The sequence below is a fragment of the Neisseria macacae ATCC 33926 genome, from assembly GCF_022749495.1.
Lineage (GTDB): Bacteria > Pseudomonadota > Gammaproteobacteria > Burkholderiales > Neisseriaceae > Neisseria > Neisseria macacae.
In genome coordinates this window covers 1,816,314-1,837,871 of sequence record NZ_CP094241.1, presented here as the reverse complement: position 1 = coordinate 1,837,871, position 21,558 = coordinate 1,816,314, and the positions used below count along the sequence as shown (strand labels likewise).

Sequence of the window (21,558 nt, the reverse complement as noted above, 5' to 3'; positions counted from 1 at the left end):
AACATCTCTTTTCTTCTGGTTAAAACTGCAAAATTTCTACCAATTGCTCAATTTAATCGAACAGTCAGTTACTTTGATTTTCCGCTCAGAATTATATTTAAGATTGCTGACTCGGCACCTTTAGTGTGAATATAATTCTTCTATAGAAGATAATTTAATTAAAGTTTATTAAAAGGTCAATCCTTCTGCCCTAAAAAAGTTCAAATCCTCCCAACTCAACCCTGCCACTTCATCATACAAATCCAGTCCAATCAGCGTATAAAACTGTTTGCCAAAGTTTTTTTCGTTAATCGATTCGATACGCCCTGCTTTATACAAGGCGGCGAGGGCTTTTTCGGGGATTTGGACGGTATAGGGTTGCAGTTTGCGTAAGAGTCCGCCGATGTGGTCGGCATGGTGCAGGCTGCTAATGAGGTTTTCGGCATCAACATCGAACGGAATAATCAGCGGCTGCATATGGCTTTCAATCATGCGGAACTTGTTGGCGATGGTTTGGAATGGGAAATCGAGGCTTTGCCCGGCGTTGCGGTGCATTTGTAGGATTTGTTTGTAGTCCAGTTCTTTGCCTTTTAGGTCGTAAAGGTCTTTGAAATAGGCGGCGACGGCTTGGGTAGATAAGAGGTCGTCTGAAAAGCTGTCGGCGGTCAGGCGCATAACGGCGGCTTGGGCGGCAAGTTCGGGCGGGGCTTTCCATTGTTCTTCGGGTGCGAATATCCATACAAAGCTGTTTTCAGGTAGCCTTTTGCCTTCGCGGTTGCAGCGTCCTGCGGCTTGGGCAACGCTGTCTAAACCTGCTTCGGCGCGCATCACCAGCGGAAAATCCACATCCACACCTGCTTCAATTAGGGAGGTGGCAATAACGCGGCAGGGTTCGCTCTTTTTCAGACGACCTCGGATTTCATCTAGCTTTTGGCTGCGGTGTTTGGCGCACATTAAGGTGGTCAGGTGGAATGTGCCCTCAAGGTGTTTGGCTTGGTCGTACAGGCTGCGGGCGTGGCGGCGGTTATTGACGATAACGAGCATTTGCGGGTGTTCGGCAAGTTTGGCGAGCAGGTCGGCGTCGGTTTGCGTGCCGATGTGTTGCACGGTAGTGCGGCGCAGTTTGTCGAAAAGTGCGGTCGGTTTTGGGGCTATTTCGCGCACGTTTTCAAAGCCGCGATAGAAGCCGTTTTCGGCTTGTACGGCTGGCTGGGTAGCGGTGCACATGACGACGCTGCAGCGGTAGTTTTGCGCCAATTCTTTGATGGCTTGCATAATGGGCAGCAACAGATTGAGCGGCAGCATTTGCGCTTCGTCGAGAATGATGACGGAGCCTGCGATGTTGTGCAGCTTGCGGCAGCGCGAGGAGCGGTCGGCAAAGAGGGATTCGAAGAATTGCACGGCGGTGGTCACGACAATCGGCGCATCCCAGTTTTCCGAGGCAAGGCGCAATTTGTCTTTGGTGGCCTCATTTTGCAGTTTGCCGTCGTCGAAGGTGCTGTGGTGTTCCAACACGGCTTGTTCGCCCAATTCGCCAAAGGCTTTGCGAAATTCGGCGGCATTTTGTTCGATGATGCTGGTGAACGGGATGACGTAAATCACGCGTCGCATACCGTGCCGTTTGGCGTGTTCCAGCGCAAATGCCATGGAAGTGAAAGTTTTTCCGCCGCCGGTCGGCACGGTGAGCGTGAACAGCCCTTGCGGTTGTGCCGCTTGTTCTACGGCATGATCGAGGATTTCACCACGCAGGCGGTTTAAGGCGGCATTGCGTTTTTCGGCTTCGGTTTGCTCTGGAGCTTGGGCGATACGTCGTCTGAAAGCGTTGATAAATTGATTGAAATTGTGTTGCAAGGCGTTTAACTTGGGATAGCCGCCGCGCTCGACAGCTTTGTTTTCTAGGTTTGAATAAAAGGCTTCGGTGTCGAGATAATCAGCATCCACCAAACAGGAATAAAGCATTCGAGTAAAGAAGGCGTAGGAGAAAAAAGGATGATGCGCGTCGGCTTTGAGTGGCGGTGCGGACAGGGTTTCCGGGAGCTTGATTTCTTGTTGCCACAGGTTATCAAGAGCGGGAATATCTGCGCCAAATTGTAACGCTAAACGCTGCTTTAACGTACGGCGGTTATCACCTTCGCCACCCCCATTTGCCAAACCCGCATGGTGCCCCGCAATGCAAAACGCCATCAGCTTGCCAATAACACTTCCCCAACGCTCGACAGAAATTTTGGCTCCGGCAGTGGCATGATCGACTGAGGGGCCACCATGCAATCGGCGGTTAAAGGCTTCCGAATATTTCCCTAAGTCATGAAGCTGTCCCGTCTGGCAGGCAATTTCCTGCGCACCAAATACCCGAGCAAACTCCGCCGCCATTTCACCAACATTGACCGAATGGCTTTGTAAGGTTTGCCAGTGTTCGTAAGGCAAGAGATTTCCGAATTCATCTTGCGCGGAATGAGCGTAGTAAGTCGTCATCTAAATCCCCTTGGGTATTTTCACAGCTGGGCTATTTCTGTTTTCTGCCATCTGTCTTTGCAAAGACAGGCTGTGGGAGTCCGTTTGTTTTACGGATATGGGCGATGCAGTCGAAACTCACATCGATTCTCCAAATTTAAAACGCGCAAAATTTAACGAACAAGCCATACAAAATGGTTTGAGGTGTTGAAAAATCGAAAATCTGTGGAATGAGGTCGTCTGAATGACGGGGAAAATATTGTAGATAATTGGGAATTTATGATGTTATTGTTTTATTTGTTACAATTACCCGAACATAATACAGTATTTGTAATAAATAAAAATATTAATTTGACTATTTGTGAGCGAATAGGACAAATCAAACATAGCGTGATGGCTCGAATGATGCAGATAAACGATGACAGGTTTTCAGACGACCTTTGTCGTATAGATGGGTTAAATTCGGTAGGATGCGGCTGTGCTTGCCTGATTCCGTACCCAAGCCGTTTTGTTTTACTATACAATCATATTGCTGCCGACTGCTTGTTTGCTGAGGTCTGCATCGGCATACGGATAGTGCGGACGCTGTTTGCGTTTTGGAAAATGCGGCAAGATGTTTATTTGCCAGTATTTTTAAGCATCGGCTGAAGCCTGTATTGGTTTGCCCCAGGTCGTCTGAAATTCCGAAAAAGAAAATTCATGTCAAACACCCCATTCTTCAAAACCGACTGCCCGAGCTGCGGCGCGCCTGTTGAGGCGCATTCCGCGACAGCCGTTACGCTGGTGTGCGGCTACTGCAACAGCATGCTGGTGCGGCAGGATGACAGTATCGTCGATTCCGGACGCGATTCCGCTTTGTTGGAAGATTTCAGCCCGCTGCAAATCGGCACGACAGGGACATACGTTACCCGCCCATTTACCTTGGTCGGACGGCTTCAGGTGCAATACGACGACGGTGTGTGGAACGAATGGTATGCGCTGTTTGATGACGGGCAAACCGGTTGGCTGTCTGAATCCGGCGACCTGTATTCCATGACGCGCTTGGTTGAATCGCCTGAAGTTGTGCCGGAGTTTCACGATGTCGTGCCGGGCGGTTGCAATTTTAATTTTCAAAATAAAAACTTTGTTCCGTCGGATAAGCGTGAAATCAGCCTCAGAAAAGCGGCGGCTCAGGGCGAATTGCCGTTTAAGCTGACTGAAGATACGACAAGTAAAGTCATAGACTGGCGATGCTCAGGTCTTTTTCTGACGATAGATTACGGCGATGATCCTCCCGAAATCTATTACGGCAGTATGGTCGGCCTAAATGAACTGAAACTGCAGAATACCCGTACCGACGACCAAATCCGTGAAACGGCCGGTCGTCTGAAAGGCAGTCATCATTCGGAAAATTGTCCGAATTGCGGGTCGTCCGTCCATTGGTTGAGCGGTGTCACCGATTTTTTGATTTGCCCGAGTTGCGGCAGCGAATTGGAAGTCGGCAAGGAAAAAGCGCGGTTGATTACTGCCAATGCCATGCGTGTGTCGCAGAGTAAACTGTTTACCCTGCCTATCGGCACGCAGGGCCGTCTGAATAACAATGATTATTTTGTGATGGGTGCGGTCAGGTATTCCGAGCTGGATCCCGATGCGACTTATGAATATATGTTTGAAGGCAAACGGCGGATACTGACGCCGGTTGGTTGGTGGGTCGAATACCTGCTTTACAATCCGCAAAAAGGCTTTTTGTGGTTGGTTGAATCGTCCGATGGCGAGTGGAGCCAGTCTGAAACGCAAAACAACTGGCCGCGTTTAAACAGCGCCCGCAAACCGCAAGGTTGTAATGAACTTTATTCCTACGGCGGCAAAGTCGAAGTCGCCGCCGGCGCGTTTTACTGGCATATCCGTTCGGGTGATTTGGCGTATTACACCGACTACCAAGTCGGCAGCAACAGCAAACTGTGTGCCGAGCTGACCGAACACGAGCTGGCATGGAGTAAAAGCACGCGCACCACCTACGGCAAAGTTGCCGGCGCCTTCGGTTTGCAGGCGGAAGCACCCAGATACACGGCAAAAATGAACGCAGACGGGGTCGATAACCAATTACGGTTTGTCATGATCGCCATCTTGGTCGTCGTCAACCTCCCTGCGCTGCTGACCGACGGCAATTCCGTTGCATTTATCACCATCTTTATAGGAAGCTGGATATTGTGGAATATGGGTAAAGAAGACGAGGACGAGGATTAACATGTCGAGAGTTACTTACATCATTTTCAGCACCATCATCATCGTCATCTCCATGATCATCAGCTACGGCTCTTCCGATTCCGACGGCTCGCGTATGCACTCCGGCGGCTATTACGGCGGCGGAGGTTTCTCCGGAGGCCATAAATGACCCATATCCCAGGCAATCACGGTCTTTTAGATTTATATGGCTGTAATCAAGCTGTCTTGAAAGACGAAGGTCGTCTGAAAACCGCCCTTAAAGCCGCTGCCCAAGCTGCAGAAGCCACCATCCTCGCCAAGCGTTTCCACACCTTCGGCGGTGCAGGCGGCATTACCGGCATCTTACTGCTCGCCGAATCCCACATCAGCATCCACACTTGGCCGGAACACCGCTTCGCCGCCATAGACGCATTTATCTGCGGCGGCATGAAGTTGGAAAAAGTGAAGGAAGTATTGTGCAGGGAATTGGCGGCAGAACGGGCAGTTTGGACGGTTGCGCAACGTGGCGAAGGAATATTGGACGATACGCAGCCGCCAATAGAACAATAAAACCTGTAAAGGTCGTCTGAAACAGTCTCAATCTGTTTTCAGACGACCTCATTTTAAAACCCCCAAAAATATTCTCACTAAGAACATCAAGGAACCAAAATGCACTTACGCACTTCCATCATCCTCTCTTTATCCGCGCTCTCTTTAGGCGCGTGTATCAGCAACCCAAGTTCGGCATCCACCAGTTCTTCATCATCAACACCCATCAACCCGTTCGCCAAAGACTACATCTATTATTTCGAGCATCTCGACGAAGCCAAAGCGAAAAACGAACAATGTTTGAAAGACGGCGTGTTTAAAAAGGTGGGCGTTGATATGGAAAACGCCGATGAACGACAAATGATTGCGGAGTATCCCGACGATATTTTGATGCTCAATCCTGGCAACACCGAATTATCCCCCTGTTTCGCCGCATGGACGGCAAACAATGCTGCAGAACCACTGCGCAAATGGCAGGAGGAAAATGCGAAAAAAGAAGCGACTAATCAAAAATTTGAAAAGCAGGTCAGCCAGTTCAAAGCCGAATGGGAAAAGAAATACGCCAATGAAGATTGGAACACATTCTATCCCGAGGCTTTGCGTAAAGAATCTGTTCAAGCGCGGAATAGAAAAAACCGATTGGAAGATCGGGCCAAAAGAGAAGCCATCGACCGCATTTTTGTCGATAAGGCAGAGCCGTTCTTGAATGAATTGAAAACAAAAAACATTGAAACATTGGCCCAAGAAATTCCACAAAGCTGTCGTAAGGGAGCTTGGGATCTTATTCCTTCGTGTAAAGCCTATTATTATGTTTTAAAGGACAAATTCTCAGAAAAAACATTATCCGAATTGGCGGGTATGGAAAAACAATATAACGACGCCAAGCATCTGCCTGCTCCTGTTTTGTCGGCTGCCTACCGTTCTGCGGTGGAGGAGAGTTTAGAAAAAATGGATAAAGCATTAATGCTGGACTATCGCAAACTCAATACCGAATATATGCAATGTACTAAAAAAATCGGCGATAAAATAGCAGCAACAGAGTCCCAGATAAATAACACGGAACATTTCACACCTTCCTTTTATTTAGAACTTTATCCGGAATGCGTTATTACGAATCAAGTCATGGAAAGGTTGGAGCTGCCTACTGATTTAAATAAGGTTATTGACAGCGCGGTTTGGATCAATTTCGGCAAACAAACCCGGGAAACGGAAGCAAACAGCGAAAAAGAATGGAAGCAGTTGGAAAAAACGCCTGAGGTCGCACAAGCCAAAACAATCTTGGCTCAGAAATACGCCCAAACACCTTGGCAAAATTTCATAAGCACCGTAGAAAAAGACTATCCGGTGAATATGGCAGACATTTTCTCGGGTACGGAAGAGAAACCGAAGCAGAAACAAAAGCAGCATCAGATAATGGTCATAGCATTGAACCAGGTGTTTACTGACAAAATCCAGCCTCTCGTGGATGAATTGGCGAAAAACAGCATCGATAAACTGATTGCCGAAATTCCTGCCAGCTGTCGCGATGAAGGAAAAATAGATTGGTTAGCAGATAGTCAATGTAAAGTATATTCCCGCGCTCTCTCAAAAAAATTTCAGAATCAGACGTTAGAAGAGCTTTCCGCTTCAAAAGATAAATATGAAAATAAAGATGAAGATGGGTTTTTATTGGTTTACGTAGCCTACTCTTCGGTATTGCATGAAAAAGAGAGAAAACAATACCTTGAACTGAGCAATGATAATACCAAGCGAGAAGCGGCATATAGGCAATGTCTCAAAAATATCAGTGGAATCATCGAAAAATCATATGTTTCAGAAGAGGATAATGGTTCTTCGTATGCTAGGCGGGCGCCGGGATGTCTAGCGTTTAGCTCTAGTCTTCCAGTTGAAGAGTCACGTTTCGACTACTTTACTGAAACGCTGCTTAATAAAAAACGTTTCCAACAAGCATCCGCAGTCAAACAAAATTGATGGAAACATTTCATCAAAAGGTCGTCTGAAACCGTAGTCTTGATGTTTTCAGACGACCTCATTCTTAAATTTTAAAAATATCCTGACTAAGGAACTAACAATGCGCTTACGCACTTCCGCCATCCTCGCTTTATCCGCCCTCTCTTTAGGCGCATGTATCAGTCAGCCAAATTCGGCACCCATCACGTCGCCCGTCAAAGACCGCGTGTATTATTTCCAGCATCTCGACGAAGCCAAAACTAAAAAAGAACAATGTTTGAAAGACGATGTGTTCAAGAAGGCGGGTGTTGATATGGAAAACGTCGATGGACGACAAATGATTGCGGCGTATCCCGACGATCTTTTGATGTTGAACCCTGACAACACCGAATTATTACCCTGTTTCGCCGCATGGACGGCTGTTGATTCCGCAGAACCGCTCCATGAATGGCAGAAAGAAAATGCGGAAAAAGAAGCGCTTAATCAAAAAATTGAAAAGCAAGCCATGCAATTCAAAACAGAATGGGAAAAGAAATATGCCGATGAAGATTGGAAAACATTTTATTCCAAGGCTTTACATCAAGAATCCGTTCACTCCATAAATGCCGACAGTTCGATGGAAGAACGGGCTAAAAGAGAAGCCATAGACCGCATCTTTGCAGATAAGGCGGAGCCGTTTTTGAATGAATTGAAAACAAAAAATATCGAAACACTGACCAAAGAAATCCCGCAAAGCTGTCAGAAGGAAGCTTGGGATCATATTCCTTTGTGTAAAGCTTATTATCATGTTTTAAAAGAGAAATTCTCAGAAAAAACATTATTTGAGCTCGTTCAGACAGAATTAGGATATAGCGATGGCAAGCACATTCCCACGCCCATCTTGACAGCCGCCTACCGCGCCGCCACAGAGGCAGATTGGAAAAACATTGAGAAGACATTAATGTTGGACCACAGCAAACTCGAGGCTGAATACAGAAGATGCTTTAAACAACTTAAGGACAAAGTGGCGGTAACCCAAGTTGATGAATCCGAACACGAAGATTCTTCCTACTATTATGTGTTTTATCCAGAATGCGCCATTGCGAATCGGGTCATGGAGCAATTGGAGCTGCCTATAAATTTAAGCAAGGCTGTTGACAGAGAAATTCTGATAAAACAGATCAAACAAAATTTGAAAAAGAAAGAGGGGGAACGGCCAGAATGGGAGCGGCTGGAAAAATCACCTGAAGTTGCAAAAATCAAAGAAATTTTGGCGCAGAAATATGCCCAAATACCTTGGCAAGACTTCGAAAGTATCATGAAAGAAGACCATTCGCGCATGGTAACTGATGCATTGGGTACGGAAGAGAGGGAGCCGGTATTAATTGACATCGCATTGGGACAGGTACTTGCTGACAAAACCAAGTCTCTAGAGGATGAGTTGCAGAAAAAAAGTATCGATGAATTGATTGCGGAAGAAGCAGAGCATTGTAGTAATGGTAAGGCATCAATAAACTGGGTAAAAGGCGTATCGTGCCAGATACATATCCGTGTGCTCTTTAAAAAATTTCAGGATCAGACTGTAGAAGAGCTCTCGATTTCAAAAGCCAAATATGAAGAAGAGTTTCCAAGAATTGGGATACTTTACAGGTTAGTATTGCAGGAGAAAGAGGAAAAACAGTACAACGAGTGGATGAAAGACGATGCCAAACGAGAAGCGGTATATAGACAATGTCTCAAAAATATCAGTGGCATCATTCAAGAATCAGACGTTTCAGAAGAGGATAATGGATTTTCGTATGTTTCGCGGGATCCGGTATGTAAAAACATCCGAGGGGCTGTATTTTTTGATGGGAAACGAATTGATTTTTTCATTGGCACCCTGCTTAATAAAAAACGTTTTCAACAAGCATCCTCAGTCAAACAAAATTGATGGAAACATTTCATCAAAAGGTCGTCTGAAACCGTCTTGATGTTTTCAGACGACCAGTCAGAACCCTAAACCGACATTCAACCCCATGCCGACACGCCGTCAATTTCTCAGTTACACCGCCGCGCTTGCCGCTGCGTCCTCTTTCTCTTGGCTGACTTACAACCGCCTCAACTGCAAACCGCCGGTTTCCGTCAACCGCATCGGGCTGCCGTTGGGGCATTTGTTGCGCGACGGGAAATTGCTCAGTCCTCCGAGCCGCCGTTACGAATGCAATACGCTGATACTCGGCGGCGGCGCGGCGGGTTTGGGGGCGTTGTGGTATTTGGCGAAACACGGTCATCGTGATGTATTGCTGGCGGAAGGATTCGAGCGCAACGGCAACAATGCCGCCTACACTGCTTCAGACGGCCTGCAAGCGCCGAGCGGCGCGCATTATCTTGCCTTGCCGTCGAAAGAGAGTGCGTATGTGCGCGAGATGCTGGCGGATTTTGGTATCTTGCAATCGGACGGCAGCTTCAGGGAAACCGATTTAGTTTACGCGCCCGAGTCGCGCCTTCTGTATCAGGATAAATGGCAGGAACACCTGTTGCCGAAAGAAGATGCTGATTCCAAACGATTTTTTGATTTAATCGGTCGTCTGAAACAGGCTTACGGCAGCGACGACAAAAAGATTTTTGCTATTCCGATAGCCCTGTCATCGGCAGACGAAACGTGGCGCAAACTCGATAGCCTGACGTTTAAACAATGGCTTACGCAAGAAGGCTACACCTCGCCCGAACTCTTGTGGTATCTCGATTACTGCTGCCGCGACGATTACGGACAGGGCATGGCGCAAGTATCCGCCTTTGCCGGACTGCATTACTTCGCCGCCCGCAACAGCGCGGAAACCGTCCTGACTTGGCCCGAAGGTTTGGCGCACCTTTCCGAAAACCTGCGCCGCTATGCCGGTTTGCAGGAAGGTTGGCAATGGTCGTCTGAAAACCGCATCCGCCTCGACAAACCCGCTTCCGTCAACGCATCCGCCGTCAAAATCAAACCGCTTTCAGACGACCGTATCGAAGTTTGGCTGCGCAACAATTCAAGCGGCGAAACCGTTGCCCTGACCGCGCAACACGTTATCTCCGCCATGCCGTTGATGGTCGCCGCCCGCATCGTCGAAAATCCCGCGCAATACGGTTTGAACATTCCCGAATACGCCCCGTGGTTGGTCGCCAATTTCGAGCTGCACGGTTTCCCGAAAGAAAAAAACAACAGCGAAACGGCGTGGGATAACGTCATCTACGGCAGTCAAGGACTCGGCTACGTCGTCGCCACCAACCAGCTCATCCGCGTCGCCCGCCCCGAGCGCACCATCTTCACCGCCTACGCCGCGCTCAACCACGACACTCCGCAAGCCGTCCGCCGCCAACTGCTCGAAGCCTCCGACGAAGCACTGCGCGACTTGGCCGCCAAAGACTTGATCGCCGCCTACGGAGAAGGCTTCTGGCAACACGTTTCACACGTCGATGTTACGGTGCGCGGACACGGCATGAGCGTACCGAAAGTCGGTTATCTGAACGACGAATCTTTGTTAGAAATCAGAAACCGTGCGTCAGGATTGCTGTTTGCCCACAGCGATTTGAGCGGCTATTCGGTATTCGAAGAAGCCTTGTATTGGGGCGTGGAAGCGGCGAGGAAGGTGTTGGAACGGAGGGATGGTTGAGTTTTATGTTGGTTGGATTATTTTTCGTCTCGCCTAGCGCGGATGCCAAATAATCAGTGCTATAATCCCGCTTCGTTTGAATATTTAAATCTCAAAGGAAACCGTATGAAATCTCTGAGTTTTTCCCTGATGCTTGCTTTGGGCTTGGGCAGCACCGCTTTTGCTTATGCGGAAAAAAATTTGCCCTTGAATGAAACGGGCTGCATCGACCAACCTATGAAGGTCAAACGCGGCGAGGTGTACAGCTTTAAGGTGACGGAAGACAATGGTTTGATGCTTTCATTCGCGCCCGTCAGCCCTAATGTGGTCGTGAAAGACCCGAAAGGCAAACGCGTTGCTTTGGAAGTGGGCGCGGACGGCGATACGCCTGAAGACCGCTTCAGCTTTGCCGAAATCAACCAAAAAGGACGCTACACCATCCGCTTCCCGCGCGCGGGCAAGATTGATTCTTTGTGCGTCAACGCAGCCAATTAGGATAAACGTCAAGCCGAACCATGCTTGGGCGGGTTTGGCCGCAGTAAGGGAAAAGGTCGTCTGAAAACAGTTACCCAAAACTGTTTTCAGACGACCTTTTTATAGTGGATTAAATTTAAACCAGTACGGCGTTGCCTCGCCTTAGCTCAAAGAGAACGATTCTCTAAGGTGCTGAAGCACCAAGTGAATCGGTTCCGTACTTATCTGTACTGTCTGCGGCTTCGTCGCCTTGTCCTGATTTAGTTAATCCATTATATCGTTGAGGCAAAGCCGGAAGCGGTTTATTCGGCTGATTCTCCAATAATCAATACCGCGTTGCTGCCGCCGAAGGCGAAAGACGAGCTGGCGGCGATGCGTTTTTCAGACGACCATACGCTGTTGCCGTCGGTCAGGGCGATGGCGGGCAGTTCGGGGTCGGGGATGCCGTCCCACTGTTGCGGCGGCAGTTTGCCCTGCGGGTTGCAGCCGCGGTCGGCGATGCCCCAGGCGAATGCGGCTTCGATGGCACCGGCGGCGCCGAGCGTGTGTCCGGTTTGCGGCTTGGTCGAAGTACAGAAGGTTTGGCTGCCGAACACTTCGGCGACGGCGCGGCTTTCCATGCTGTCGTTGTGTTTCGTGCCGGTGCCGTGCAGATTAATCCAGCCGATGTCCTGCGGCTGCAACCCGGCATTTTTCAGCGCCGCCTGAAAAGACTGCGCCGCACCCAAACCGTCGGGGCGGGGCGAGGACATATGATAAGCGTCGCTGCTTGCGCCGTGGCCCAACAGCTGCATCGTACCGCCGAAATCGGCATCGCGGGTCATGACGAAGGCGGCGGCGGCTTCGCCGATATTGATACCGTTGCGGTTGGCGGAAAACGGGTTGGCAAGGTCGTCTGAAAGCACTTCCAGCGAAGCGAAACCGTTAATGGTCAATGGCGACAGGGTATCGACGCCGCCGCAAATAACCGCGTCGCACAAACCCGCACGCAACAGCCGAGCCGCGCTGATTAAGGCACGCGCGCCCGATGTGCAGGCGGTGGAAACGGCGTAGCACAGGCCGTGAATGCCGTAAACGTGTGCAACAAATTCCGAAGGCGATGCCATTTCGTGTTGAAGCTGGTTGAACGGTTTGTCCGTCCAGCTGCCGCCGTCGGCAACGTGTTGGAACAAAGGCATATTTTCATCTGCGCCGCTGGTGGACGTGCCCATGATGACGGCGATTCGCGCCGCGCCGTAACGGCGGACGGCGGCGCGGATGTCGTCTTCAATCTGTTCCAGCGCGTGCCACAGCAGTTGGTTGTTGCGGCTGCGGTATGCGGCGGGCAGGTTGTCGGGCAGCAGGCGCAGCGTTTCGCTTACTGCGCCGAATGCGAAGGTTTTGCCCTTGACCCATTGGTCGGAAAACGTCAGCGGCGAAGTTTCAAACGGCGCCAGCAGCGCGTCGATATGTGTTTGCAGGCCGCTGCCGAGCGCGCTGGTTACGGCGGGGCGGCTGAGATAAACAGGGGATTTCATTATTCTTCTTCTTTGATCGGGCTGACGGTCCAACGGGTTTTGTCGGGGAAGGCAATCACGAAACGTCCGTTATCTTGCGCGACGCACCATAAATCTTGTTCTTTATAACGGAATACCGCGCCGTTGCCGTCGGGGCAGAATGTGTTGTGTTCGAATGTTTTTTGTTCCACTTCGGGATACAGCTCGGCGGCGCGGTCGGCGGCAAGCAGCGGCAGCAGCGCGGCAAACAGGCGGCGCGAAGCGGAATTGGGCATGATAAAGCCGTCGTTTTTCCAGCCTTTTGTGCCGACAAACTGGCGCGATACGGGCGCACCCAGCGCGTCGGTCTGCACGAAGCGGATGCCCTCCGGCAACTGCTCGACCGCCAGTAGGCTGGTTTGGGCGGCATTGCCCGAAGCGTCGGTCTGCTCAAGCTTGAACCACAAACCCGATTGCTCAAGCGTCGGCAGGGTTTGCGGATGGGGCAGCGAGGGGGAAAGGGCGCAGGCACTGAGGGTCAGCGCGGCAAGGGCTAGGCTTGGAAATCGCATGGGGTTCCTTTGTCGGTGCGGAGGAAGGAAGTATTGTAACCGATGTCGGACAGTATTTCAGACGACCTTTCAGGGGTCGTCTGAAAATGTATAGTGGATTAACTTTGAACCAGTACGGCGTTGCCTTGCCTTAGCTCAAAGAGAACGATTCTCTAAGGTGCTGAAGCACCAAGTGAATCGGTTCCGTACTATCTGTACTGTCTGCGGCTTCGTCGCCTTGTCCTGATTTAGTTAATCCACTATAAAACAGCTTGCCCCGGTGGACAACGATTGGCGTACCGGGGTGGAAGCGGTTGCGAAAGGGCGTCGGTTGCCCCTTTATTCGATTTTCAGATCGCCGACCAAAGCCGCCAGCGTGGACAGGCGCTGTTCGGATTTTGCTACGAACGGATTTTCAGTATCCCATGCGTAGCCTGCCAAAATGGAAGAAATCATGCGGCTGATTTCAGGGCTGCGGTTGGGTGCGTACACGACGTTTTGGAAGCGGAAATCATACCAGCCGTCGACGTAAGTGCGGAACGCGTTCACACCGATCATCAGCGGTTTGGCAAATTCGGCATCCCAGTCCACCGCACCGCCTTCAAGCTGTTTTGCCAACAGGTCGGCGGCGAGTTTGGCGGAGTGCAGCGCGATGGTGACGCCTGATGAGAACACGGGGTCGAGGAACTCGGCGGCATTGCCCAACAGCGCGAAATGCTTGCCGTGCAGCGATTTCACATTGGCGGAATAGCCTTGGATGGAGCGGAACGGAAAGTCGTTTTCCCAGACGGCTTTGTCCAGAATTTCTTTCAGCATCGGGCATTCGTAGACAAATTTTTTCAACACGGTTTCCGATTCGCCCGCGAGTACGTCGGGCGTGCCGACTACGCCGATGGAGCAGCGGTTGTCGCCGAAGGGAATCAGCCAAATCCATACGTCGCGGTGTTGCGGGTGGGTGGTAATCAGGATTTTGCTGCGGTCGAATTTCGGGTGGGTGATGTTGTCGTCGATATGCGTGAAATGCGCTTGGCGCGGCGGCAGGTGCGACGGTGTTTCCAAGTCCAGCAGGCGCGGCAGCACACGGCCGTAGCCGCTGGCGTCCAATACGAATTTCGCGGTCAGCTCATAGCTCTCGCCTGTGTCGGCTTCCACGCTCAAACGGGCAAGGTCGCCGCTGTTGTCGAACGCGGTCACGCCGTGTCCGAAACGTACTTCCACGCCTTGTTTGGCGGCTTCGTCAATCAGGATTTTGTCGAAAATCCCACGGCGCACTTGGTAAACCGTGCCGGGACCGTCTGAAAATTTATCAGTGAAATCAAATTCGGTATAACGGCTGCCCCATGAAAACGCCGCGCCGTTTTTAAACTGAAAGCTGGGTTCGGCGTGTACGGCGTCGGCAAATCCGGCTTCTTCCAGCATTTCCATGCAGTGCGGCAGCAGGCTTTCGCCGATGACGAAGCGTGGAAAGTGCTGTTTTTCCAATACGCAGACTTTATAACCTGTTTTGTGAAGCAGGGCGGATGCTACCGAGCCTGCAGGACCTGCGCCGATCACGGCGACATCGAATTGAGGTGCGGACATTTAAATATACTTTCAAAACATAACAAAATAAAACGGGCGCTATTTTACTCCTTAATAGACTTATCTGAAATGAATTTTAAAGGCGACATCATGACTATAGTCAATTAAAATCAAAATAGGACAGTAACGCATCGTCAAATCGGGCGTAATCAGACAATACGGTTCGCAGATACCGCTTAATATTCGCCCACACCTTCTCAATCGGGTTGAGCTCAGGTGAATAAGGTGCAAGAGGCAATACCTTATGTCCCCATTTTTCCGCCATTTCCCGTAAGACACCCATACGGTGAAATCGCGCATTATCTAAAATAATCACCGATTTTTGAGTCAATGCGGGCAGTAGGCATTGCTGAAACCACGCTTCAAAAAAGACTCCGGTCATCGTATTTTGATAAACCATCGGAGCAATCAGCCGGTTGCCGACTTGTGCGGACACCAGAGATAAGCGTCGGTATCTTTTTCCACTTATCTGCGCTTTCACTATTTGCCCTTTCGGGCTGCGGGCATAGGGGCGGAACAGGTAGCGGTCAAATCCTGTTTCATCCAAATAAACACGTTGGTAGTCGGGAAATTCGGCCAGCTGTGTCAAATAATGCGTCACTTTGGCCGGGTCTTGTTCTTTGTAAGTGGTGGTCTTTTTTTGCGCGTCATCCCCATCTGTTTGAGTGCATAGCAAACGGCGGCTGGCGTACAATCAAAATGTTTGGCGATTTCATGTAGATAGGCATCCTGGTGTTGCTCAACATATTGAGCCAGTTTTTGCCTATCCAATTTGACGGCATTTAGACCGGTGACTTGATGTTTTAGGCTGCCTGTTTGCTTTTTAAGGCGAATCCACAGGTAAAGCGTGTTTCTTGACAAGTTAAACGTTGCTGCGGTTTGGCTGATGTTTTTGCATTGTTCGTAATAGTTTAAAGCTTTGTTTCTTAAGTCCGCAGAGTATGCCATGGTTAGACCTTCAAAGTTGAGTATTGTACTATTTTATTTTTAATTGACTATAAGATGAAATGGTTGCATAAACGACAACAGCCCTATATCGGGATAGGGCGGATTGCGGCTTGGCATGGATGGTTTTGTTGTCAATTTGTCTGATAAAAAGGTCGTCTGAAAACCTCGAATCAAGGTTTTCAGACGACCTTTTGCCGTTTTTCAGTTAATCAATCCTCCGCCTTCGGCTCGGGAACGTCAAACACCTGACGCAGATAGGCGAGGAAGGTGTTGTTGGTAGTCATGGTTTTGCCTGGAGAGTCGGAGAGTTTGGCGACGGATTGACCGTTGCACTCGACAAGTTTCAAAACAATGTTCAGCGGGGTATGGCCCATGTCGTTGGTGAGGTTGGTGCCGATACCGAAGCTGGTTTTGAAACGGTCTTTGAAATATTGGTGCAACGCCCATGAGCGTTCGATGTCCAGACCGTCTGAGAAGGTCAGCATTTTGGTGCGGCTGTCGATTTTGAGTTTTTTGTAGTGGGCATGCGCTTTGTCACCCCATACATAGGGGTCGCCGCTGTCGTGGCGCAGACCGTCGAATAGCTTGGCGAAATAAAGGTCGAAGTCGCGCAGGAATGCGTCCATGCCGACCACGTCGGTCAACGCGATACCGAGGTCGCCGCGGTATTCGTGTACCCAGCTTTCGAGGGCGGCTTTTTGGAAGTTGCGCAGGCGCACGTCGAGGGCTTGGAAAGCCTGGAGGAACTCGTGCGCCATCGTGCCGATGGGGGTGATGCCGATTTTTTTGGCGAGATAAACGTTACTGGTACCGCGCACGATGTCGGGGGCGGCTTCAAGCAGGGTGCGGATGACATGTTCCTGCCAGTCGCGGGTGTAGCGGCGGCGGGTGCCGAAGTCGGAGATGAGGAATGGCGGATCATCGGGGTTTTGCGCGGCGGAGATTTCTTTGAGGCGTTGCGCTTTGGCTTGGAGGCGGCGTTCGCCTTCTTCAATGACGGCGGGGGTTTCAAGACGGCGGAAGTAGAGTTCGTTGACGATGGCGAGGATGAAGATTTCAAAGAACATCGCCTGAATCATAGGCCCTTCGATGCGGATATTCAGACGACCTTCTGAATCGGGGCTGACTTTGACGAAGCGGCGTTGGAGTTGGAAGAGTTCGAGATAATCGACAAAGTCGCTTTTGATGAAGCGCAGGCTGCGCAGGTAATCGAGTTCGTCGTGGGTGAAACGCAGTTGGCAGAGTGCGTCGAGTTCTCGTTCCAAGTCGCTTTGGATGTCGGCAAGCGGGTAAACCATGTCTTTGTTGCGACAGCGGAATTCATAAAGGCTGTGGGTTTGGGGGAATTGGTGCAGTATCACCTGAAGCATGGTGAACTTGTACAGGTCGGTGTCGAGCAGGGAGCGGATAACGGGCGTTTGAGGTGCGGTCATGGCTTTTCTCTCGTTCAGCGTAAATGTAAAGCATTATTAGAACACGGTTAGACGGACGGGTGTTACTTTTTTTGAACGGGGAAATGCTGAAAAGGTCGTCTGAAATCTTTCAGACGACCTTTTTCTTCATATAAAACCGACATCAATTATTTGTCCACAACGATTTTGGCTGTCTGTCCGTCAGGCGAGGGTTCGTATTGTGTGGATTCGTCGCCGTAGTACAGCACGCCGAGTTTGATGGGGATGCGGCCTTGCGATTTGCGGTGGGCGTTGGAGTCGCGCAGGGAGTAGGCGCAGCCGCAGTATTCTTGTTGGTAGAAGTGTTCGCGTTTGCTGATTTCGATCATGCGCGCGCTGCCGCCGCCTTTGCGCCAGTTGAAATCCCAATACACGACGTCGTCGTAAGGTGCGGCGGCGCGGTGGCCGCAGTCGTTGATTTGCGCCATGTTTTTCCAGCGGGAAATGCCCAGCGAGCTGGTGAAGACGGGGAAGCCGTTTTCGTGGGCGTATTGGGCGGCTTTTTCGAAACGCATGTCGAAACACATGGTGCAGCGGATGCCGCGTTCGGGTTCGAATTCCATACCTTTGGCTTTGGCGAACCATTCTTTGCGGTCGTTTTCGTAGTCGTCGTCTTTGTCGATGAAGGGGATGCCGAATTTGTCGGCGAAGCGCATGTTTTCTTCTTTGCGCAACATGTATTCTTTGAGCGGGTGGATGTTGGGGTTGTAGAAGTAGATGGTGTAGTCGATGCCGCTGGCGAGCATGGCTTCCATGACTTCGCCGCTGCACGGGGCGCAGCAAGAATGCAGCAGGACTTTTTTATGGCCGCTGGGCGGGACGAGGACGGGGCGGTTGATGTCGGTAACAATGGGGCTGGTTTTGTCGTTCATGATCGTGGTGTTCCGTTTGTGGTGTTTCAGACGACCTCTTGGGTTTTATGAGTCGTCTGAAATGTCGTTATGGGATGGGTTTGTTTTGTTTTTTGGCTGCCTTGCCGTCTTTGGGGTCGGGTGGCGGCGGCTCGGCGAAGATGCTTTCGGGGTTGGGGTGTGCGGCAAATTCGTGCAGCAGTTTTTGGTAGTCTTGGGACTGTTTCATCAGCTCTGCCGCGGCGGTCCGCAGGTTGTCCACGTCTTCGGGCGGGAGGTAGAAGCTGGTGGGGATGTTCAACACTTTGTCGCGCAACGCGGAGGGCGGCAGGTCTTTGAGGTTGAGGCTGACAAAGGAAAAGCTGATTCCGTCGCCGTTTTGTCGGCTGGCTTCGTTGCGCTTGTCGACAAAGGCGCGGAAGCGGCGTTGGGATTCTTGGGTGTATTGGTCGATGGGGATGTTGACGATGGCGGTAACGACGTCGCGGAATCCGGGTACGGCGGCGGTTTTGTCCATATTGCTGCTGATTTGGTTTTGGGCGTTGACGCTGATGACGACGATGTGGCGCAGGTTGCGGCTGCGGATTTGTTGTTCCAACACTTTGTCGGGATAGATTTCGGTCATGTCCAAGAGGCTGCGCATGCCGAGGTTGTCGGTCAGTCCGCCGTCTATCAGGTGGATGTAAGGGCGGGTTTTGCTGTCGCTGTATTTGTTGAACCTGTTTTTAAACTCTTGATAAGTGGCGTTTTGCTGCTTTTGCGATTCGAGGCCGGTCATTTGCAGTTGCGGCGGCAGGGTGTAGCCGCAGTTGCCGCCGTTGTTGTTGAGGGTAATCGGGGCAAACACCATCGGCACTGCACTGGAAGCGGCGACGGCACGGGCAAGGCGCAAACCGCCCAAGTCGAGACACATGGGGTCGAAGTATTCTTGCGTGAAGTTCAGGCGTTCGCCCGCGCCCATGTCGGTGGCGGAAATGATGGCGAACGGGCCTTTGCCGTATTTTTCCAAATCACGGAAGGTGGTTTTGCCGAAAAGGTGGTTTTCAAACTGCTCCTGCAAGAGGTCGCCGCGTCCGTATTCGGGCGAGGCGAGGCGGGGCAGGTTGGTCATGGAGAAGGCTTGTTTGACGACTTGGCGTTGGAAGTTTTGGTGAAGGAAACGCTTGTAAAACATGGGGATGGTTTCTTCGCCTTTGAGCGCGAAGTAGGCGGCGAGGACGGAGCCGCCGGATACGCCGACCACCAAATCGACGTTGGACATCAGCGATTTGCTTTTGCCGCCGATGCTGACTTTTTGCTGCTGAAGCTGCCCCAATACGCCGTAGCCCAACGCCGCCGCGCGCGTGCCGCCGCCGGAGAGCATCAGGATGATGAAGGTGTCGTCTTCTTCGCGCTGAAACTGGCTGGTTTCAAAACGATAGCCTTGGTTCATATCAATTTTATTGATGGTCGCGACAGGCTGATATTTGACCAGCGAGCAGGCAGACAGTGCGGCCAAAGTAAAGGCGGTCAGAACGGTTTTGAACGGGCGTTTCAACATGGAAGTCGGATAAGAAACCAAAGAGCTTGATTATAATGGATTAAATCGGTTTTCGATACCGTGCGGCAGGTTAAGGTAATGCCGCAGCGTAGATTGGAAGGTTTTCAGACGACCTTGGTTCATTCCGTAATCGGACAGGTCGTCTGAAAAACAAAATCAGGATTTATCTGCCTTGTCTCCGATTTTTCCTTCCTTGCCTTGAAGCAGGTTTTGGATATTGCTTTTATGGCGGTACAACACCAGCACGGCGATGATGACGGTCGCCCAAGCCCAAGAAGGGTAGGGCATCAGCCAGAAGGCGGCGAGCGGCGCGGCTACGGTGGCGACGAGTGCTGCAAGCGAGGACACTTTAAAGCCGAACGCCATTACCAGCCAAATCGCCGCGCAAACCAAAGCTGTCGCGGGAGAAAGCGCCAGCAATACGCCCAAAGCCGTTGCCACGCCCTTGCCGCCTTTGAAGCCGAAAAATATCGGCCACATATGTCCGACCAACGCGGCAACGGCAACCGCCGCTATGGCGATGTCCGACAGATTCAAAGCATCTTGCAGACAGCGTGCCAAAATCACTGCAACCAAACCTTTGAGCGCGTCGCCCAGCAAAGTCAGCGCCGCCGCCTTTTTCTTGCCGCTGCGCAAAACATTGGTCGCGCCGGGGTTGCCCGAGCCGTAAGTGCGCGGATCGTCCATGCCGTAATATTTGGAAACAATGACGGCAAACGACAGCGAACCGATTAAATAAGCCGCGATAACGGCGGATACATTGAACATTTCAGATGCTTTACTTAAAATGGGACGCTCATTTTATCAAAAAAAACAGGCAGGCAAATGGACAAAATCTTTTTACGCGGCATGAAGGCGGACACCCTGATCGGCGTGTACGACTGGGAACGCGAACGCCCCCAAACCCTGATTTTGGACTTGGACATCGGCATCCCCGAACAAAGCGGTCAAGACGACCACATCGGCAATACCGTCCACTACGGCGAAGTCTGCGAAGCCGTCAGGGCAAGCCTTGCCGAACAAAGTTTCCTATTGCTCGAATCATTGGCGGAACACATCGCCAAGCTGATTCTCGACAACTTCGGCGCGTTGAGTGTGCGCGTCAAAATCATCAAGCCCGGCATCCTGCCCGATGTCAAAGAAGTCGGCATTGAAATCGAACGCAGCAGGGTTTAAAGCAGTACAAACGGTTTAGCGAAACCCGCTTCGCTCCCTTTCAGACGAGCCTTTTCATGACTCAAGAGGTCGTCTGAAAGCTCGGCTTCAACGAAGTTAAAACCCATTCCCGATTTTCAGACGACCCCGTATCAAACTTTACAAAGAGAACACGCAAATGGATTTGAAAGAAACCAAACTCAGCAGCGAGCCGATTTATCAAGGCTCATTTGTTACCATCAACCGCGACAAAGTCCGCCTGCCCAACGGCAACGAAAGCCAGCGCATCGTCATCCGCCATCCCGGTGCGGCCTGCGTTTTAGCGGTTACCGAAGAGGGCAAAGCCGTACTCGTGCGCCAATGGCGTTACGCCGCAGACGCTGCCACGCTCGAGCTGCCCGCCGGCAAACTCGATGCAGGCGAAGATCCCGCCGAATGCGCCCTGCGCGAGCTGGCGGAAGAAACCCCGTACACCGCCGACCGCGTCAAACTTATCAGCAGCTTCTACACCGCCATCGGCTTCTGCGACGAAAAAATGTACTTCTACCAAGCAGAAGGCGTGCGCCTCGGCAGCACTCTGAGCAACGATGAAGACGAAATCACCGAAACCGTCCTGATGAGCAAGGAAGAAGCCCGCACCGCTTTGGCACACAACGAAATCAAAGACGGCAAAACCCTAATCGGCCTGCAATATTGGCTGATGCAGGATTGATGTGAAAAGGATGTAAAAAGGTCGTCTGAAAAGCAGGTTGCACGTTTTCAGACGACCTTTCTGCAAACCGGCTGGAGAGCAATACCTATAAAACCGACGATTTCAAATCCACTA

Annotated in this window: 19 protein-coding genes; 10 read left to right on the top strand and 9 right to left on the bottom strand. The window is 51.0% G+C overall.

Going from position 1 to position 21,558, the window contains the following annotated elements; all coding sequences use genetic code 11:
* Nucleotides 1–168: 168 nt before the first annotated feature.
* A complete protein-coding gene (locus MON40_RS08835) occupies nt 169–2,451 on the bottom strand; it encodes a CRISPR-associated helicase/endonuclease Cas3 (RefSeq protein ID WP_003777787.1) in 2,283 nt (760 codons plus the stop codon).
* A gap of 678 nt (nt 2,452–3,129) precedes the next feature.
* Between MON40_RS08835 and MON40_RS08830 the strand changes: the two genes are divergently transcribed.
* From MON40_RS08830 to MON40_RS08800, 7 genes are all read left to right on the top strand, one after another.
* Nucleotides 3,130–4,656, top strand: a complete 1,527-nt coding sequence (locus MON40_RS08830) for a DUF4178 domain-containing protein (protein ID WP_003777790.1) — start codon at nt 3,130–3,132, stop codon at nt 4,654–4,656.
* Nucleotide 4,657: 1 nt separating this feature from the next.
* Complete coding sequence (locus MON40_RS08825) at nt 4,658–4,804, top strand: hypothetical protein (protein WP_003758673.1); 147 nt, start codon at nt 4,658–4,660, stop codon at nt 4,802–4,804.
* The gene (gene speD / locus MON40_RS08820) at nt 4,801–5,184 is read left to right on the top strand and encodes an adenosylmethionine decarboxylase (protein ID WP_003777791.1); all 384 of its coding nucleotides are present in this window, start codon (nt 4,801–4,803) and stop codon (nt 5,182–5,184) included. Before MON40_RS08825 ends, speD begins: the two co-directional genes overlap by 4 nt.
* A 99-nt stretch (nt 5,185–5,283) precedes the next feature.
* On the top strand, nt 5,284–7,134 hold the full coding sequence (locus tag MON40_RS08815) for a hypothetical protein (RefSeq protein ID WP_003777793.1): 1,851 nt from the start codon (nt 5,284–5,286) through the stop codon (nt 7,132–7,134).
* 100 nt (nt 7,135–7,234) lie between these two features.
* On the top strand, nt 7,235–9,025 hold the full coding sequence (locus MON40_RS08810) for a hypothetical protein (protein WP_003777794.1): 1,791 nt from the start codon (nt 7,235–7,237) through the stop codon (nt 9,023–9,025).
* A gap of 85 nt (nt 9,026–9,110) precedes the next feature.
* Nucleotides 9,111–10,727 carry an NAD(P)-binding protein gene (locus MON40_RS08805; RefSeq protein ID WP_003777798.1) on the top strand — a complete coding sequence of 539 codons (1,617 nt, stop codon included), beginning with the start codon at nt 9,111–9,113 and terminating at the stop codon, nt 10,725–10,727.
* Between the two features lie 105 nt (nt 10,728–10,832).
* Nucleotides 10,833–11,201 carry a hypothetical protein gene (locus tag MON40_RS08800; protein ID WP_003777800.1) on the top strand — a complete coding sequence of 123 codons (369 nt, stop codon included), beginning with the start codon at nt 10,833–10,835 and terminating at the stop codon, nt 11,199–11,201.
* 281 nt (nt 11,202–11,482) lie between these two features.
* Here the strand turns inward: MON40_RS08800 and MON40_RS08795 are convergent, their stop codons facing one another.
* Nucleotides 11,483–12,697, bottom strand: a complete 1,215-nt coding sequence (locus MON40_RS08795; RefSeq protein WP_003777802.1) for a beta-ketoacyl-ACP synthase — start codon at nt 12,695–12,697, stop codon at nt 11,483–11,485.
* Nucleotides 12,697–13,227, bottom strand: coding sequence for a hypothetical protein (locus MON40_RS08790; RefSeq protein WP_003777804.1), 531 nt, complete (start codon nt 13,225–13,227; stop codon nt 12,697–12,699). The genes MON40_RS08795 and MON40_RS08790 overlap by 1 nt, the downstream gene beginning before the upstream one ends.
* Between MON40_RS08790 and MON40_RS08785 the strand changes: the two genes are divergently transcribed.
* The gene (locus tag MON40_RS08785) at nt 13,215–13,361 is read left to right on the top strand and encodes a hypothetical protein (protein WP_003777806.1); all 147 of its coding nucleotides are present in this window, start codon (nt 13,215–13,217) and stop codon (nt 13,359–13,361) included. The genes MON40_RS08790 and MON40_RS08785 overlap by 13 nt on opposite strands.
* Nucleotides 13,362–13,545: 184 nt before the next feature.
* On the opposite strand, the gene MON40_RS08780 is transcribed toward MON40_RS08785, so the two are convergent.
* The 6 genes from MON40_RS08780 to plsY all read right to left on the bottom strand — a co-directional run bounded on the left by MON40_RS08780 (nt 13,546) and on the right by plsY (nt 20,345).
* Nucleotides 13,546–14,787, bottom strand: coding sequence for an NAD(P)/FAD-dependent oxidoreductase (locus MON40_RS08780; RefSeq protein WP_003777808.1), 1,242 nt, complete (start codon nt 14,785–14,787; stop codon nt 13,546–13,548).
* Between the two features lie 100 nt (nt 14,788–14,887).
* Nucleotides 14,888–15,735 (bottom strand): IS630 family transposase gene (locus MON40_RS08775; RefSeq protein ID WP_242925872.1). Its coding sequence is split into 2 segments (ribosomal slippage): nt 14,888–15,420 and nt 15,420–15,735, totalling 849 coding nucleotides; the frame shifts between segments, so codons are not numbered across the junction.
* Nucleotides 15,736–15,944: 209 nt separating this feature from the next.
* A complete protein-coding gene (pncB, locus tag MON40_RS08770) occupies nt 15,945–17,168 on the bottom strand; it encodes a nicotinate phosphoribosyltransferase (protein WP_003777811.1) in 1,224 nt (407 codons plus the stop codon).
* A 146-nt stretch (nt 17,169–17,314) separates the two neighbouring features.
* Nucleotides 17,315–18,058, bottom strand: a complete 744-nt coding sequence (locus MON40_RS08765; protein WP_003777814.1) for an epoxyqueuosine reductase QueH — start codon at nt 18,056–18,058, stop codon at nt 17,315–17,317.
* 67 nt (nt 18,059–18,125) lie between these two features.
* The gene (locus MON40_RS08760; RefSeq protein ID WP_039862895.1) at nt 18,126–19,577 is read right to left on the bottom strand and encodes a patatin-like phospholipase family protein; all 1,452 of its coding nucleotides are present in this window, start codon (nt 19,575–19,577) and stop codon (nt 18,126–18,128) included.
* Between the two features lie 156 nt (nt 19,578–19,733).
* On the bottom strand, nt 19,734–20,345 hold the full coding sequence (gene plsY, locus MON40_RS08755; RefSeq protein ID WP_003777818.1) for a glycerol-3-phosphate 1-O-acyltransferase PlsY: 612 nt from the start codon (nt 20,343–20,345) through the stop codon (nt 19,734–19,736).
* A 57-nt stretch (nt 20,346–20,402) separates the two neighbouring features.
* On the opposite strand from plsY, the gene folB reads away from it, so the two are divergent.
* Together folB and MON40_RS08745 are read left to right on the top strand one after the other, a co-directional pair.
* Entirely contained in the window at nt 20,403–20,753 is a 351-nt protein-coding gene (folB, locus tag MON40_RS08750) for a dihydroneopterin aldolase (protein ID WP_003762738.1), read from the top strand.
* A gap of 157 nt (nt 20,754–20,910) precedes the next feature.
* Nucleotides 20,911–21,444 (top strand): NUDIX hydrolase, encoded by a 534-nt coding sequence (locus MON40_RS08745; protein ID WP_003760014.1) that lies wholly within the window; start codon nt 20,911–20,913, stop codon nt 21,442–21,444.
* The last annotated feature ends 114 nt before the right edge of the window (nt 21,445–21,558 follow it).